General features: G+C 64.1%; 11 protein-coding genes. 4 read left to right on the forward strand and 7 right to left on the reverse strand.

The annotated features are described in order from the left end of the window. The first annotated feature begins 77 nt into the window (after window positions 1–77). Together pepN and NKH21_RS00675 are read left to right on the forward strand one after the other, a co-directional pair. Window positions 78–2723, forward strand: coding sequence for an aminopeptidase N (pepN, locus tag NKH21_RS00670; RefSeq protein ID WP_352862701.1), 2646 nt, complete (start codon window positions 78–80; stop codon window positions 2721–2723). Between the two features lie 330 nt (window positions 2724–3053). Continuing rightward, a complete protein-coding gene (locus NKH21_RS00675) occupies window positions 3054–5381 on the forward strand; it encodes a PAS domain-containing sensor histidine kinase (protein WP_352862702.1) in 2328 nt (775 codons plus the stop codon). Window positions 5382–5636: 255 nt separating this feature from the next. On the opposite strand, the gene NKH21_RS00680 is transcribed toward NKH21_RS00675, so the two are convergent. The 5 genes from NKH21_RS00680 to NKH21_RS00700 form a co-directional block, all read right to left on the reverse strand. Continuing rightward, window positions 5637–6092 (reverse strand): EF-hand domain-containing protein, encoded by a 456-nt coding sequence (locus tag NKH21_RS00680; RefSeq protein ID WP_352862703.1) that lies wholly within the window; start codon window positions 6090–6092, stop codon window positions 5637–5639. Window positions 6093–6238: 146 nt separating this feature from the next. Next, window positions 6239–9205 (reverse strand): bifunctional [glutamine synthetase] adenylyltransferase/[glutamine synthetase]-adenylyl-L-tyrosine phosphorylase, encoded by a 2967-nt coding sequence (locus NKH21_RS00685; RefSeq protein ID WP_352862704.1) that lies wholly within the window; start codon window positions 9203–9205, stop codon window positions 6239–6241. Further along, on the reverse strand, window positions 9205–10674 hold the full coding sequence (locus tag NKH21_RS00690; protein ID WP_352862705.1) for an ATP-binding protein: 1470 nt from the start codon (window positions 10672–10674) through the stop codon (window positions 9205–9207). Before NKH21_RS00690 ends, NKH21_RS00685 begins: the two co-directional genes overlap by 1 nt. A gap of 6 nt (window positions 10675–10680) precedes the next feature. Beyond that, complete coding sequence (locus NKH21_RS00695; protein ID WP_254819962.1) at window positions 10681–11355, reverse strand: response regulator transcription factor; 675 nt, start codon at window positions 11353–11355, stop codon at window positions 10681–10683. Window positions 11356–11656: 301 nt separating this feature from the next. Further along, window positions 11657–13213 (reverse strand): Do family serine endopeptidase, encoded by a 1557-nt coding sequence (locus tag NKH21_RS00700; RefSeq protein ID WP_352862706.1) that lies wholly within the window; start codon window positions 13211–13213, stop codon window positions 11657–11659. A gap of 205 nt (window positions 13214–13418) precedes the next feature. Between NKH21_RS00700 and NKH21_RS00705 the strand changes: the two genes are divergently transcribed. Both NKH21_RS00705 and NKH21_RS00710 read left to right on the forward strand, forming a co-directional pair. Then, window positions 13419–13670 (forward strand): CopG family ribbon-helix-helix protein, encoded by a 252-nt coding sequence (locus tag NKH21_RS00705; RefSeq protein WP_502911824.1) that lies wholly within the window; start codon window positions 13419–13421, stop codon window positions 13668–13670. Next, window positions 13667–13807, forward strand: coding sequence for a hypothetical protein (locus tag NKH21_RS00710; protein ID WP_352862708.1), 141 nt, complete (start codon window positions 13667–13669; stop codon window positions 13805–13807). The genes NKH21_RS00705 and NKH21_RS00710 overlap by 4 nt, the downstream gene beginning before the upstream one ends. Here the strand turns inward: NKH21_RS00710 and NKH21_RS00715 are convergent. Together NKH21_RS00715 and NKH21_RS00720 are read right to left on the reverse strand one after the other, a co-directional pair. After that, window positions 13804–14265 (reverse strand): cytochrome c-type biogenesis protein, encoded by a 462-nt coding sequence (locus tag NKH21_RS00715; protein WP_352862709.1) that lies wholly within the window; start codon window positions 14263–14265, stop codon window positions 13804–13806. The genes NKH21_RS00710 and NKH21_RS00715 overlap by 4 nt on opposite strands. Then, a complete protein-coding gene (locus NKH21_RS00720) occupies window positions 14262–16250 on the reverse strand; it encodes a heme lyase CcmF/NrfE family subunit (protein WP_352862710.1) in 1989 nt (662 codons plus the stop codon). The genes NKH21_RS00715 and NKH21_RS00720 overlap by 4 nt, the downstream gene beginning before the upstream one ends. Between the last annotated feature and the right edge of the window lie 15 nt (window positions 16251–16265).

Genomic DNA, 16265 nt, shown 5'->3' on the forward strand with positions numbered 1-16265 from the left:
GTAAAGAGCGCAGACTTCAAATTATTTGGACCAGCGGACCCGCCCGCCGCTCCCGGACCGACAGGAAAAATCAAGGAATGCGCACAGATACCGGCCAGGTCTTCAAGCTCGAAGACTATCGCCCCAGTGATTATCTCATTCCGGAAACCAGCCTGACTTTCCGCCTTTCGCCTGAAGCAACGCATGTCACCGCCGTGCTGACGGTCGAACGTCGCGACGGGATTGCGGCGTCGGTGCCACTGGTGCTGGATGGCGACGGGCTGACGCTCCGCAGCATCGCCATCGACGGCCAGGAACCGAGCCCTGCGGATTTTCTCGCCACGCCCGACCAACTGACAATCATTAGCCCCCCTGCGACAAGGCGCTTCCAACTGAGAATCGAAACCGTGCTGGCGCCGGCACAGAACGAAGCGCTGATGGGCCTCTATCGCTCCAGCGACGTCTATTGCACGCAATGCGAGGCCGAGGGCTTTCGCCGCATCACTTATTTCCTCGACCGCCCCGACATCCTGTCGGTCTATACGGTGCGCATCGAAGCTCAGCGCCATGAGGCGCCGCTGCTTTTGTCTAACGGCAACCCGGCCGGCAGCGGCGAGCTTGCCGGCGGCTGGCACTATGCGGTCTGGCACGACCCCTTCCCCAAGCCGTCCTATTTGTTTGCGCTGGTGGCGGGCGACCTCGGCAAGATCTCGGACAGTTTCGTTACCCTGTCTGGCCGCAACGTCGAGCTCGGAATCTATGTCGAACCGGGCAAGGAGAGGCTCGCCGGCTACGCCATGGACGCTTTGAAACGGTCGATGAAATGGGACGAGGAGGCATTCGGCCGCGAATACGACCTCGATGTCTTCAACATCGTCGCCGTGTCCGACTTCAATATGGGCGCAATGGAGAACAAGGGTCTCAACATCTTCAACGACAAATACGTTCTGGCCGACCAGGAAACCGCGACCGACGCCGATTTCGCCAATATCGAGGCCATCATCGCGCATGAGTATTTCCACAATTGGACAGGCAATAGAATCACTTGCCGCGACTGGTTCCAGCTTTGCCTGAAGGAAGGGCTGACGGTTTTCCGCGACCACGAATTCTCGGCCGATCAGCGCTCGCGCGCCGTCAAGCGCATCGCCGAGGTGCGTACGCTGCGCGCCCATCAGTTTCCCGAGGACCAGGGGCCGCTGGCGCATCCGGTCCGGCCTCGCCGCTACCGCGAGATCAACAATTTCTACACGGCGACGGTCTACGAAAAGGGCTCGGAAGTCGTGCGCATGATCCATACCATCCTCGGCGCCGAGACGTTCCGCGCCGGCATGGACCTCTACTTCGAACGTCACGACGGCCAGGCGGCGACGATCGAAGACTTCATCAAGGTGTTCGAAGACGTGTCCGGTCGCGACCTGTCGCAGTTTTCGCTGTGGTACCATCAGGCCGGTACGCCGAACCTGACCGTCAGCTCGGCGTATAATCCTGCGGCGCGGGAATTCACGCTCGAAATCGAGCAGTCGGTGCCGCCAACACCGGCGGAAAGCCGCAAACGGCTGATGCACATTCCGTTTGCGTTCGGCCTGGTTGGCGCCGGTGGCGAGGCGATAGCCCATAGCGGCGTCGAAGGGGCGAATGTCGAGGACGGTGTCATCCATATCCGCAAACGCCGCCATGTCGTCCGGTTTTCCGGGATTGCCGAGCGGCCCGCCATGTCGCTCAACCGCGGCTTTTCGGCGCCGGTCACGCTTTCGGTCGAGCAGCGGCCCGACGACCAGTTTTTTCTGGCTGGCCACGACAGCGACGCCTTCTCGCGCTGGCAGGCGTTCAACACGCTTTTGACCGATGCGCTGATTGCAGCCTTTCGCCAGATCCTGGACCACAGGCAACCCGAGTTCGGCGCCCGGCTGACCGGGCTTGCCGGCAAGATAGCCGGCGACGAAGCGCTCGAACCCGCCTATCGGGCACTGGCGCTGGCGCTGCCCGGCGAGGCCGATATCGCCCGCGACATCGGCAAGAACATCGACCCCGATGCCATTTTCGCGGCGCGCGAGGCGCTCGCGGTGGCGATCGCCGAGGCCAACAGCGAGGTATTCTCCAACCTTTACGATCGGCTCGCCGACAATGGTCCGTTCAGCCCTGACGCGGCCAATGCCGGGCGGCGGGCGCTGCGCAATGTCCTGCTGGACTATCTCTCCTTGCTGCCGGGAGGCGCGGAGCTCGCCGCCCGGCACTTCCAATCGGCGACCAACATGACGGATCGTGCCGCGGCGTTGACCGTGCTTGCGCACCGTCACCACGGCTCACCTGAGGCGACTAAGGCGCTGGCCGATTTCGAGGCGAAATATGCGACCGATTCGCTGGTCATGGACAAATGGTTCCAGATCCAGGCCAGCGTGCCCGGCCCGCAAACCGTCGACGCAGTGCGCGCCTTGATCAGCCACCCAGCGTTCTCGATGGCCAACCCGAACCGGGTACGGGCACTCATCGGTACGTTTTCCAGCACCAACCAGACCGGCTTCCATCGCGCTGACGGCGAAGGCTACCGGCTTTTCGCCGAAACGGTGCTGCAGGTCGAAAAACGCAACCCGCAGGTGGCCGCCAGGCTGGCGACGGCGCTCAGGTCGTGGCGCTCGCTCGAACCCGTGCGGCAGGCCAAGGCAAGGGAAGCGCTGCTGTCGATTGCCAATGTCGAGAACCTGTCAGCCGATTTGCGAGACATCGTCGAGCGCACCCTGGCGTAAGAGTTCCCCTCCCCCTCGACGGGAGGGGGCAGCCGCCGAAGGCGGATGGACGGGTGGGGTCATTGCGGCAGTGCGCGGCCTCGACCGACCCCACCGGCCTCGACCGTTGATAAAAGATGGAGCGCTTCGCTGCGGACCCCTCCCGGCCCTACGGGCCACCCTCCACTCTGGGGGGAAGGATAGTCGGCGCTCCAACTATTTTAGTCGATTTTTAATCTTTTTTCGCCGCGCCTCTGGACAAGGCGAATCACCTTTGATTCTTTAGTGACGATTCGGAAGTGCGGCGTTGCCGGATCGTCAAGCGGGACAGAAAATCGGGGAGTGCCATTTATGGCGAAGGCGGACGCGTGGGGCGCGCCCGGTGGGACGGCGTTTGAGCGTCGCGAGGCGCGAAGCGACGGTCTCGCAGGCAATACGCGGCTCATCGCCGAACCTGCCTACCGACGGCTGCTGGCAGCCGAGCCGCTGTTGCGGCGATCGATACCGGCCCTCATTATTATGTTTCTGTTGATCATCGCAGTACTGCGCTTTCTGTCGCTGATGAACGAGCGCGACGAGATCGAGCGCGACGCCAAGGCGATTCTTGCGCTGGCCGCCGGCCAACTGGCCAGTTCGATCGCCGCCGACGCGACCATGGTTTCCGCGCCCGGCGCGATCCAGGACCTGCTGGAGAGCACCGGTCGTCAGGGCGCGATGGGCCGAAGCCACGTACTGGCGATCACCGACAGCGCCTTCAAGATCATTGCCGTATCGCCGCAGTCGATGCACTGGGAGGGGCGATCGCTCGATGGCGTCGTGCAGGGCGGGCAGCCGCTGTTCATGTTCGGCGACCGCGCCGGGGTAATGGAGGTCAGCATCGGCGGACAGGACTGGTACGCGGCAGTGAGCCTGGCGAATGGCCGAAGGGGTGCCGCGGCAGCGTTCGTGCCGCAGGAGGCAGTTTTTGACGCCTGGCGAAAGACGGTCTCACTCAACGTCACGCTGTTCGTGCTGACGGCCGGTGTGCTGATCATCATCCTCTACGCCTATTTCGGCCAGGCGGCGCGCGCCCAGGCCGCCGATCGCATCTATCTCGAAGCCCACCAGCGCATCGACATGGCGCTGGTGCGCGGCCGCTGCGGCCTTTGGGACTGGGACATGGTGCGCGGCAAGATGTACTGGTCGCGCTCGATGTACGACATGCTGGGCTACGAGCCTTGCGACACGATGCTGTCGTTCGGCGAAGTCGACGAAATCATTCATCCCGAGGACGGCGATTTGTTCGAACTCGCCAACAGGATCGTCGCACGCGAGATCGACCATATCGACCAGGTGTTCCGGATGCGCCATGCCGACGGGCAATGGGTTTGGATGCGGGCAAGAGCACAGGTTATCGATCCGGAAGCGCCGGAGATCCAGCTGATCGGCATCGCCGTCGACGTCACCGAGCAGCGGCATCTGGCGCTGCGCTCCGAAGCCGCGGACCTGCGCCTGAGGACGGCCATCGAAAACATCAACGAATCCTTCGTCTTGTGGGATTCGTCCGAGCGTCTGATCATGTGCAATTCCAAATACCAGCAGGACAACGGCCTGTCGGATCGCGATGTGATGCCGGGCGCCCCGCGCGCCGTGCTGGAAGAACGCATGTTGGCCTTCGCCTCGGAGCGGCGGCTTGCCAATACCAACGGACCGCAGGGGGGCGTCACCTTCGAGCGCCAGCTTGCCGACGGCCGCTGGCTGCAGGTAAACGAGTTGCGGACAAGGGACGGCGGCACCGTCTCGGTCGGCTCCGACATCACCCAGATCAAGCTGCACCAGGAGAAGCTGGTCGACAGCGAGCGCCGGCTGATGGCGACAATCCACGACCTCAGCCTTGCCCGCCGCGCGGAAGAAGAACGGGCTCGTGAGCTCGTCGAACTCAATCGCAAATACATGAAGGAAACCGAGCGCGCCGAAGCGGCAAACCGGGCCAAATCCGAATTCCTGGCCAACATGTCGCACGAGTTGCGCACCCCGCTCAACGCGATCATCGGCTTCTCAGAACTGATGGAACGACGGCTGTTCGGACCGCTGGGTTCGCCGCGCTACGAAGAGTATGCCACCGACATCAACGGCAGCGGCAAATATCTTCTCGGCGTGATCAACGATATCCTCGACATGTCGAAGATCGAGGCTGGCCAGTTCGCGCTGGATCAGGAAGAAATCGATCTCTGCCCGCTTATCAGGGAGACGGTTCGCGTCGTTTCTCTGCAGGCAGCGGAAAAGTCGATCACCGTCGAAACCCGCATTGCCGATTCGCTGACGCTGTTCGCCGACCGCAGGGCGATCAAGCAGATCCTCATCAACCTTCTGTCCAATGCGGTGAAGTTCACCGGGCAAGGCGGCCACATCTCGGTCAGAGCCCGCAGCATTTCCAGCGCGCTGATCCTGACGATCGAGGACAATGGCTGCGGCATCCCGAAGGCGGCGCTGAGCAAGCTCGGGCGGCCGTTCGAACAGGTGCAAAATCAATTCTCAAAGAGCCATGCCGGCTCCGGCCTCGGCCTCGCCATCTCGCGCTCGCTGGCCGAGCTTCAGGGCGGCGCGTTGAAGATCCGCTCGACCGAAAACGTCGGCACGATCGTCTCGGTACGCATCCCGATCAAGAAAGCCGCGCAGGCGGTCAGGGCGGCGGCGTAAAGCGTTTGGAAATTTCGAAAAGTCGGCGGGACAGCGCCCCCCTCTGTCCTGCCGGACATCTCCCCCACTTGGGGGGAGATTGGCTCTCATTTACGCCAGCTCTTTTTCTGCAACGTTGAAAATTGGCGAAGCCCGGAGCGCAATCCGATCTCCCCCCTCGTGGGGGAGATGTCCGGCAGGACAGAGGGGGGCGCGAAGAAATGGAGCCCTTGGTGTCTCCGGCGGCAGGTGCCGCCGGAGTTCATACGATTATATTTACTGCATGCCGTTGCCGCTGCCACCCCATTTACCGCCCTTCGGCAGTTCGTTCTTCTCGATCTTGCCGTCATTGTCACGGTCGAGCATGGCGAAGACCTTCTTCTGGCGGCTGGTGATGTCGTCGGCGGTCAGCGTGCCGTCGCCCTTGGTGTCGTAGCGGGCGATGATGCGCCTGGCCATCTGCTCGAAGCGTGCCTTCTCCAGCGCGTCGGCGAGCTGTGCCACGGTCAGCTTGCCGCCATTGTCAGCGACCATCTTCTTCAGCCGGGCGTTCATGGCGTCGGAGAACTGGTCGAAGGTGATGGTGCCGTCATTGTCCTTCATGACCTTGCCAAGGCGCATCATCATGCCGTCGCGCGGCCCGGCGCCGGAGTGCTCGTCTGCATAGGCAGCGGTGCCGACGGCGCCGGCCAGGGCTGCGAAAACGAGTGCAAGTCGGGTTGTCTTTCTCATGGTCTTCTCCTGTTGCATCGTCACCCCCGATGCTAAAGCGGCGGACCTTCAATCCCCCGCTCTATCTCTTTGATTGAACATCGGAACCTCCCAAAAGCAGGTCGTAATTTTGGGTCCGATGCTCCCATCCGTACGGCTGGTTGCAGTCACGGCTGTTTCGCACGAAGCAGAAGGTCGAAATCCTTTCTGACCTTCTGCGACGTCTCCTTGAGATGCGCTTCAAGCACACCGAAATCCGGCAGGTCGGTGACCGCCAGAAGCAGATCCGAAAGCCCTGGCGGAACGTCGTCGCGTTCGAACGCGCCGGTGAGGCAAAGCCGTATCATCTGGGTCAGCGCCAGACAGAGCGAATAGGCATCCACCAGTTCCTGCCTGACCTGGGTGCTGGCGAAATCCGGCGCCAGGCGCGACAGGACCTCAGCCGTGCCGGTGGCCCTGCGGCCTGCCTCGATCTTTCCCGTGATCACCGCAACCTGGGCTATGAATTCGAGATCGATGAGGCCGCCCGGGATCAGCTTGATGTCCCAGGGATCGCGCGGCGGCTTCTCCTTGTCGATCATGGCGCGCATCTCGGATGCCTCGGATATCACCTTGGCTGGATCGCGCAGCAGAGCGAGCACTGCGGCAACTTCCTCCTCGACCTCGCGGCAGAGCTCGGCATCCCCGCCGATCGCGCGGGCCCGCGCCAGCGCCATGTGCTCCCACGTCCAGGCGTCCTGGCGCTGATACTTCTTGAAGGCATCGACATGCGTGGCCACCGGCCCCTTGTTGCCGGACGGCCGCAGGCGAAGGTCGACCTCGTAGAGCACGCCCTCGGCGGTCGGCGCGGAAACGGCGGCGATCAGCCGCTGCGTCAGCCGGCTGTAGTAATGCGACGAGGCAAGCGGCTTGTCGCCGTCGGACTCCTCGGCATCGGCGCCGTGATCGTAGAGCAGGATGAGGTCGACGTCGGAACCTGCCGTCAGTTCGCGGCTGCCGAGCTTGCCCATGCCGAGCAGCGCCACCCTGCCGCCGGCAATATAGCCATGACGCACTGCGAATTCCGCCATTACCGCCTGCAATGCCGCCTCGATGGTCAGGTCGGCGAGATCGGAAAAAGCGCGGCCGGCGCGCGGCGGGTCGATCGACCCGGCGAGCAGCCTGACACCGATCAGGAATTTTTGCTCCGAAGCAAAGATGCGCAGCCGGTCGAGCACGTCTTCATAGGCTCTGTCGCCTTCGAGGAAGGCGGCAAGGCGCGCCGACAGATAGGCGCGGTTGGGCAGTTCGCTCAGCAGCGCCGGATCGAGCAGGCCATCGAAGACGTGCGGCCGGCGCGTGATGATGGCGGCTAGCCGCGGTGCCGCGCCCATGATTGTTGCCATCAGCTTCAGCAAAGCCGGATTCGACTGCAGCAGCGAAAACAGTTGGATGCCGGCAGGCAGGCCGGCAAGGAATTCGTCGAAGCGGATCACTGCCTCGTCCGCCCGCCGCGTCTGGCCGAAGGCTTGCAGCAGCGCCGGCGTCAGTTCCGTCAGCCGCTCGCGCGCTTCCGCCGACCGGGTGACGCGGTAGCGGCCGAAGTGCCAGCCGCGGATAACCCGGCAGATGTCGCTCGGCCGCTGGAAGCCGAGCCGCTGCAAGGTCTGCAGGGTATCGGGATCGTCGACGTCGCCGGTAAAGACCAGATTGCCGATGCCGGCCGAAAGCTCCGGCGCGGTTTCGAACAGCGCTGCATAGTGGCGCTCGACCTGGTGCAGCGCCGCGCGGAACGTTTCGGCAAAGCCTGCCGCATCGGCAAAGCCCAGCATGCGGGCGACGCGCTCCAGCCCCTCTTCGTCCTCCGGCAGGATATGCGTCTGCTGGTCGGCAACCATCTGGATGGCGTGTTCGACGCGGCGCAGGAACCAGTATTGCCTGGTGAGCGCATCGCGCGCGTCGGCGGTGATCCAGCCGCGCGCGGCGAGCTCGCCGAGCATCGGCACGGTCTCGCGGCCGCGCAGTTCGGGAAAGCGGCCGCCGGCGATGAGCTGCTGGGTCTGGACGAAGAACTCGATCTCACGGATGCCGCCGCGACCGAGCTTGACGTTGTGGCCTTTGACCGCGACCTCGCCATGGCCCTTGTGGGCGTGGATCTGGCGCTTGATCGAATGGACGTCGGCAATCGCCGCATAGTCCATGTATTTGCGCCAGATATAGGGCTGCAGTTCCTTCAGGAACGCGGCGCCGGCGGCAACGTCGCCGGCCACCGGGCGCGCCTTGATCATGGCGGCGCGCTCCCAGTTCTGGCCGCGCGCCTCATAGTAGCGCAGCGCCGCCTCGACCGGGATCGCCAGCGGCGTCGAGCCGGGGTCGGGACGAAGCCTGAGATCGGTGCGGAAGACGTAACCGTGCTCGGTGCGGTCCTGGAGGATACGGACCAGCCGGCGGGTCAGTCGCGAAAACAGCTCTGTGGCATCGAGCGGATCGACGACAGCTGGCGCATCGGGGTCGAAGAAGACGACAAGATCGATGTCGGAAGAGAAGTTCAGCTCATGCGCGCCGAGCTTGCCCATGCCGAGCAGAATCCAGCCCGAGCGTCGCGCCGGACTTTTGGGATCCGGCAATCGGAGCTTGCCCTGCTCATGCGCGTCGCGGAGCAGGAAATCGACGGCCGCACGCGTGCAGGCGTCGGCAAGGTCGCTCAGTCGCTGCACCGTCAACGAGGTCTCGGCCTCGCCGGCGAGATCGGCCAAGGCGATCAGGAGATGCGCCTCCGCCTTCAATTGACGCAACTCCATCATCAGGCTGCTTTCGGAGACGGCCTCTGCGCGTGCGGCCTTGTCGACCGCGGCGCCGATCGATGCCAGCCGCGCCTCGACCGTCCCGTCGAAAAGCGTATCGAGTATCTGCGGCCGGCGGCGCGCGGTATCGCGCAGGAACGGCGACAGGTCGAACACGGCGGCGAGGAAATCCTGGACGACCCCCTTGCCGGCCAGAAATTTCGCCAGTCGCGGCAGTTCTTTTTGCCGCGCGGCGTCGGCGATCTCCGACAATTCCTGCCTGGCGCGGCCTGCATCCAGCGGAACCAGCTTTACCGCCGGCTTCAACAACCAGTCCGTTTCCAGGCGTCGCACTGCCATCCTCGCCACCATCAGCGATCCTCCCGCCAGGGAAAACTCATGACGACGGACAAGCCGGGATTGCCGGGCAGAAGCTCAAGCCGTCCGTTGTGGAACGTCATGATCGCCTTGGCGAGGCTCAAGCCAAGGCCGGAACCCGGCTGCGAGCGGCTCTTTTCCAGCCGCACGAAACGCTCGGTCACCCTGGCGCGGTCGACATCGTCAGGAATACCTTGGCCGTTGTCGGAAACGGCGAGCCTGATCTCGCCACCGACACGCTCCAGCGTCACGCGAACCGTAGGCCTGGAGGTCGAGTCGGTCGAATATTTGATCGCGTTGTCGACGATGTTGGACAGCGCCTGGCCGATCAGCTCGCGATTGCCGTTGACGATGAAAGAACCTTGCACCGAAGATTCGAGCGTCACGCCCGCCTCCTCCGCCACCGGCTCGTAGAGTTCGACAACGTCGTGCACGGCAGCGGCCAGGTCGACCCTGGTGGTGCTTTCGGAGGAATAGCCGGCCTCCAGCCGCGAGATCATCAGGATGGCGTTGAAGGTCTTTATCAGTTGATCGGATTCGGCGATCGTTCCTTCCAGCGCCTGCCGGTAGTCGCTGGCGTTGTGCTTGCCGGAAAGCGTCGCCTCGGCGCGATTGCGCAGCCTGGTCAGCGGCGTTTTCAGGTCGTGGGCGATGTTGTCGGAGACCTGCTTCAGCCCCTCGTTCAGCGTGCCGATCCTGGCCAGCATGGAATTGAGGTTTTCCGACAGCCGGTCGAACTCGTCGCCGGCGCCGGTGACCGGCAGCCGGCCGGAAAGATCGCCGCCCATGATGCGGCGGCTCGCCTCCGACACGCTGTCGATGCGCTTCAGCGCCGCGCGCCCGACAAAAAACCAGATCAGCAGCCCGCCGACGCCCATCATGCCGAGCGCCAGCATCAGAGCGCGGCGAATGACGGCGCGGAAGCGCTCCGGCTCGCCGAGGTCGCGGCCGACCAGCATGATCATCTGGTTGGGCAGGCGCAGCACCAGGGCAGTGGCGTTATGGCCCTTCTCGCCTTCGGCCTGTACTTCGCTCTGGGCGGGCTCGTTCGGGTCGGAGACCGGGTTGCGCTGCCGCTCGAGCTCGCCCTCGCCGAAGCGGCGGTAGGAGAACGGCTCGGTGGTCCAGCCCTCGGCCTCGATCACGCCCGGCTCCAGGCTCTGCACGTTGCCGGTCAGGATCTGGCCGTTGGCATCGGCGATCAGATAGAGATTGGCGCCGGGCTGGCGGGAGCGCTGCTCGACGACGCGGACCAGCACCGGCAGGCCGCCGCGCTGATAGGCGCGGGCCAGGCCGAGCACCTCGTCGTTGATCGTCTCCTGCGTCTGGGCGGTCAGCATACGCGCCGACAGCGAGGTCATGTACAAGACCAGCAACACCGCGCACAGCGCAAAAAGCAGAAGATAAAGCGCTGAAAGCCGCGCTGCCGTCGTCTTCATGATGGCCGGCACGGAAAGAGCCATGGGGTTCTAGCCGCTTTTCAGCATATAGCCGGCGCCGCGAACCGTGTGCAGGATCGGCTTGTCGAAGCCCTTCTCGATCTTGCCTCGCAGCCGCGAGATATGAACGTCGATGACGTTGGTCTGCGGATCGAAATGGTAGTCCCAGACATTCTCGAGCAACATGGTGCGCGTCACCACCTGGCCGGCATGGCGCATCAGATATTCGAGCAGGCGGAACTCGCGCGGCTGCAGCGTTATCTCGCGCCCGGCGCGCCGCACCGAGTGCGACAGCCGGTCGAGTTCGAGATCGCCGACCCGGTAGACGGTTTCGGCTTCCCTGGCGCTGGCGCGGCGGTTCAGCACCTCGACGCGGGCGAGCAGTTCGGAAAAGGCGTAGGGCTTGGTCAGATAGTCGTCGCCGCCGGCGCGCAGACCGGTGACCCGGTCGTCGACTTCGCCGAGCGCCGACAGGATCAGCACGGGCGTCGTATTGCCCCGGGACCTGAGCCCGGCAATGACGGACAAGCCGTCGCGGCGCGGCATCATGCGATCGACGACCATGACGTCATAGTCGCCGGAATCGGCGAGCGCGAAGCCGGTTTCGCCGTCGCCGGCGACATGGGCGGTATGGCCGGCCTCGGCGAACGCCTTCTGCAGATAGTCGGCTGCCTCGCGATCGTCTTCTATGACGAGAATCTTCATAGAACCGTTATACGCGATTTCGCTGGAAGATTGAGTGGCCGGCATATGCATCGTGGCCTTCTCCATGGCGTATCGCGAACAAAGTGATTCAGGGAAACGCGGTAAGTCTTTGTTTTAGCATGTCGTAGCCTAAAACCGCTTCACGCCTTGAGCGGCATGTTCGAGCGGCAGCGGGCGATGGGAAGCCCGCTGCCGCTGGGGCGGAACACGATGACTGACTAACGTATTCAGGCCCCGTGCTTTCCCGGGCGGCGGCTCGGGGGTGTTGAAAACCGCCGCACCGGAAAAGTCGAACCGGTCGTCAGCCCTTGGCGACAGGCAGCGCAACGAAGCGGTTGCTGTCGTCGCGGGTGATCTGCATCAGCACCGCCTTGCGGCCGGACTTCACCGCGTCGGCCATCGCCTTGTCGACGTCGCCGGTGCCGTTCACTTCCGTCGAATTGACGGAGGTGATGACGTCGCCGGGCTGGATGCCGCGATCGGCGGCATCGCTGTTGGGATCGACATCGGTCACCACAAGGCCCTTGCCATTGTCGGACTTGGTGACGGTCAGGCCGAGATCGGCGAGCGTGTCCGTCTTCGGCGCTGGGGCAGGCTGCTGGTCGGCCGAGGCCTGCTTGTCGCTCGACGGCAGCTTGCCGAGATCGACCTTGACTGCCTCGCTCTTGCCGTTGCGCCACACCGTGACATCGACCGGTTTGCCGGGCGGGTATGCGCCGATCAGACGGGCGAGTTCCTTCGGCGAAGCAACGTCCTTGCCGTCCACCTGGGTGATCACGTCACCGGCGGTGATGCCGGCCTTCTTGCCGGGACCGTTGTCCTGCGCGCTGGCAACGAGCGCGCCCTTGCCGGACCCAAGGCCAAGCGACTCGGCGATTTCGGGGGTGACCGGCTGGATCTCGACACCGAGCCAGCCGCGCTGCACGGTACCGTTCTTCATCAGATCCTGCACGACCTGCTTGGCAGTCGAAGCGGGAATGTCGAAGGCAATGCCGACGCTGCCGCCCGACGGCGAGAAGATCGCGGTGTTGATGCCGACGACCTGGCCGTTGAGGTTGAAGGTCGGGCCGCCCGAATTGCCGCGGTTCACCGAGGCGTCGATCTGGATGAAGTCGTCATAGGGACCGGCGCCGATATCGCGGCCGCGGGCCGAAACGATGCCTGCGGTAACCGTGCCGCCGAGGCCGAACGGATTGCCGACAGCCACCACCCAGTCGCCGACGCGAACCTTGGAATCATCGGCGAAGTCGACATAGGTGAACTTGTTGCCGTCATCGACCTTGAGCACGGCAAGATCAGTGCGCGGATCGGTGCCGATCAGCTTGGCGTCAAGCTCCTTGCCGTCATCGGTCACCACGGTGAAGGCGGTGCCCTCCTCGACGACATGGTTGTTGGTGACGAGATAGCCATCATCGGAGATGAAGAAGCCGGACCCTTGCGCCACCGGCCGCGGCTGGTCGTTGTTGCGGTCACGATGTCCAAAACGGCGCATTCCGTTCGGACCCTGATCGCCACCCTGATCGCCAAAACCGCGGAATTCGCGGAAGAACCGGCGCAGCTGCGGGTTGTCGGGAAGATTGCCTAGACCGTCCTCGTCGTCCATCTGGCCGGAACCGTCATCGGCCGTCGACTGGATCTTGGCCTTGACACGCACGCTGACGACCGCCGGCGAAACGCGCTCGACCACATCGGCGAAGCTCGGGACCTGCGGTGCCTCGACACGCACGGCGTCGGCCAGAACCGGGGCTGTCCCGGTGGCAACAGCACCGAAGCCGATCGCGCCGGCAATGGCCAGGGATGCGGCTGCGGCCAGCAGGCGTTTGCGGGTGCGAAGATATGAATTGGGGGCAATATTCATGGTTCTCGTATCCTCTTTTCAAGGGACGCCCCTTGATTGGCATCCTCGACAAAGGAAATAGAGAGCCGCACATTACCGCGCCGTTTCCGGTACATGAAACTTCCGTAATGTATTCACCGACAAAGGCGTACAAATCTCTTGGTCGTGCCCGTTCGATGCCCTATCAGTTCAGCACAAGGCTTTCACTGTGACAGCAAGCGCCACCATGACGATTCGGGTTTCGTCCGAAACCAAGCTGAAGCTTGAGCGGATCGCCGCTGTCACTCGGCGCAGTAAATCCTTCCTCGCGGCCGAGGCGGTTTCGGCCTATGTCGATCACGAGCTTGAGATCATCGAAGGTATCAAACACGGCATAGCCGACGCTGCAGCTGGCCGTGTCGTGCCTCACGACGAAGCCATAGCGGAAATCGACGCCATGATCGAAGCGGTGGAAGCCAAGCGCGCGGACAAGGCGTGAAGCGGTTCGTCGCCTGGTCGCGCGAAGCACTGGACGACGTTAAACAGCAAGTCGCCTTCGTCGCAGGAGAGAACCCGGCCGCCGCCAGACACGTCGCGCGACTGGCCGCCGGAGGAATGGCCGGATTAGCGGACTAGCTATCCAGCATCTTGTCCAGCGCCGCCTGTTCCTCGGCAGTTAACGCAGCGGTCGCCACAGAGCGGCGCGAGCGGGCGGCCAGCAGCATGAACGTCCCGCCAACGAGCAGCAGAAGAACTGGCGTCCCCCAGAGCAAGACATTGCGCAGATTGAAGCGTGGCTTCAGCAGCACGAACTCGCCGTAGCGCGAAACGACATAGTCCATCACCTGCTGGTCGGTATCGCCGGCGACCAGGCGCTGCCGCACAAGGATGCGCAGGTCGCGGGCGAGGTCGGCATCGGACTCGTCGATCGACTGGTTCTGGCAGACCATGCAGCGCAAGCCTTCCGACAAAGCGCGCGCCCGCGCCTCGAGTGCCGGGTCGGCGAGCACCTCGTCGGGCTTGACCGCCTGCGCGGCGCCGGCGAACAACAACGCCAGCAGCAGGACCAGCGAGGCCAGTGTGACCCTTCTCATTGCGGGCTCGCCGATGGCATGACGGTCGCAGGCTTGCGGCGCGACGGTGCGCCGACGCGCAGGCGGCGGTCGAGCAGCGACATCGCCGCCCCCGCCATCATCACCAGTCCGCCGCCCCAGATCAGCGTCACCAGCGGCTTCCACCACAGACGAACGACGACGGAGCCATCGCTGCCCTCGTCGCCAAGCGAAAGATAGAGCTGGCTGAAGCCGATCATCCTGATGCCGGATTCGGTCGTGGTCATCTGGCGCACCGGATATGAGCGCTTGGCCGAGGTGATCTCGTCGGTGACGCTGCCGTCGGCGCCAAGCAGGGCGAAGCGGCCGCGATCCTCACTGTAGTTAGGCCCCTGGGCCGGGTAGAGCCCCTCGAAGCGCAGCTTGTGGCCGGACAGTTCGACGGTCTCGCCGGCATGCATCGCCAAGATTTTTTCGGTGCCGAAGCAAAGCGTGCCGACAATGCCGAGCGTCGTCAGGCCGAGACCGAGATGCGCAAGCGCTGTGCCGAAGACCGAGCGCGGCAGGCCGGCGAAGCGCCTGAGCATGGCGGCGGGCGCGACGGTGCCGAAGCCGGATTTGACGGCGAGATCGGTGAGCGCGCCGCAGATCAGCCAGAAGGCAAGGCCGACACCGAGTGCCGCCAACACCGATGCGCCATCGATGAACAGGGCGGTCACCAGCACGGCGAGCAGCGCCGCCGCGAAAGCCGCCATCAGACGCTGGGCGACCGCGAAAATGTCGCCGCGCTTCCAGGCGAGCAGTGGCCCGAACGGCACGACGACCAACAGCGGCACCATCAGCGGGCCGAATGTCAGGTTGAAGAACGGCGCGCCGACCGAAATCTTGTCGGCAGAGAGGGCTTCGACGACGAGCGGGTAGAGGGTGCCGACCAGCACGGTGGCGGTGGCGGTGGTCAGGAACAGATTGTTCAGCACCAGCGCGCCTTCGCGCGAGATCGGGTGAAACAGGCCGCCGGCCGTCAGCCGGGAGGCGCGCAAGGCAAACAGCGCCAGCGAGCCGCCGATGAACAGCGTCAGGATGCAGAGGATGAACACGCCGCGCGTCGGATCGGTGGCGAAGGCGTGCACCGAGGTCAGCACGCCGGAGCGAACCAGGAAGGTGCCGAGCAGCGACAGCGAGAAGGTCAGGATCGCCAGAAGCAGCGTCCAGATCTTCAGCGCCGAGCGCTTTTCCATGACGATCGCCGAATGCAGCAGCGCCGTGCCCGCCAGCCACGGCATGAAGGATGCGTTCTCGACCGGGTCCCAGAACCAGAAGCCGCCCCAGCCGAGCTCGTAATAGGCCCAGTAGGAGCCCATGGCGATGCCGCCGGTCAGGAACATCCAGGCCACCAGCGTCCATGGCCGCACCCAGCGTGCCCAAGACGCATCGATGCGGCCCTCGATGAGGGCAGCGACCGAGAAGGAAAAGCAGATCGAGAAACCGACATAGCCGAGATAGAGCAGCGGCGGATGGATGGCGAGGCCGAGGTCCTGCAGGATCGGGTTGAGATCGCGGCCCTCGACAGGCGCCGGATTGAGCCTGACGAACGGGTTCGACGTCGTCAGGATGAACAGGAAGAAAGTGGCGCCGATCGCTCCTTGCACGGCAAGCACATTGGCCCGGAGCGTCGCCGGAAGATTGCCGCCGAAGACGGCGACGAGCGCGCCGAAGAAGGTCAGGATCAGCACCCAGAGCAGCATCGAACCTTCGTGATTGCCCCAGGTTCCGGTGATCTTGTAGATCAGCGGCTGTAGCGAATGCGAGTTCTCCCAGACGCTCTCAACCGAAAAATCGGAGCCTGCATAGGCGGTTGCCAGCGCCACGAAAGACAGCGCCGTCAAGGCAAAGCCGGTCAGCGCGGCCGGTGCGCCGACGGCCATCATCTTGTGGTTGCCGGTGCGCGCACCGAACAGCGGCACCATCGTCTGCACCAGGGCCAGCGCAAACGCCAGGACCAGGGCGAAATGTCCGGTTTCAACCATTGTCGCCGCGCTCGC

It is taken from the genome of Mesorhizobium sp. M1329 (assembly GCF_040318035.1).
GTDB lineage: Bacteria > Pseudomonadota > Alphaproteobacteria > Rhizobiales > Rhizobiaceae > Mesorhizobium.

Bases quoted from the DNA above. Each gene is read 5' to 3' on its own strand.
- pepN (WP_352862701.1), top strand. From the start codon at position 78: ATGCGCACAGATACCGGCCAGGTCTTCAAGCTCGAAGACTATCGCCCC.
- NKH21_RS00675 (WP_352862702.1), top strand. From the start codon at position 3,054: ATGGCGAAGGCGGACGCGTGGGGCGCGCCCGGTGGGACGGCGTTTGAG.
- NKH21_RS00680 (WP_352862703.1), bottom strand. From the start codon at position 6,092: ATGAGAAAGACAACCCGACTTGCACTCGTTTTCGCAGCCCTGGCCGGC.
- NKH21_RS00685 (WP_352862704.1), bottom strand. From the start codon at position 9,205: ATGGTGGCGAGGATGGCAGTGCGACGCCTGGAAACGGACTGGTTGTTG.
- NKH21_RS00690 (WP_352862705.1), bottom strand. From the start codon at position 10,674: ATGGCTCTTTCCGTGCCGGCCATCATGAAGACGACGGCAGCGCGGCTT.
- NKH21_RS00695 (WP_254819962.1), bottom strand. From the start codon at position 11,355: ATGAAGATTCTCGTCATAGAAGACGATCGCGAGGCAGCCGACTATCTG.
- NKH21_RS00700 (WP_352862706.1), bottom strand. From the start codon at position 13,213: ATGAATATTGCCCCCAATTCATATCTTCGCACCCGCAAACGCCTGCTG.
- NKH21_RS00705 (WP_502911824.1), top strand. From the start codon at position 13,419: ATGACGATTCGGGTTTCGTCCGAAACCAAGCTGAAGCTTGAGCGGATC.
- NKH21_RS00715 (WP_352862709.1), bottom strand. From the start codon at position 14,265: ATGAGAAGGGTCACACTGGCCTCGCTGGTCCTGCTGCTGGCGTTGTTG.
- NKH21_RS00720 (WP_352862710.1), bottom strand. From the start codon at position 16,250: ATGGTTGAAACCGGACATTTCGCCCTGGTCCTGGCGTTTGCGCTGGCC.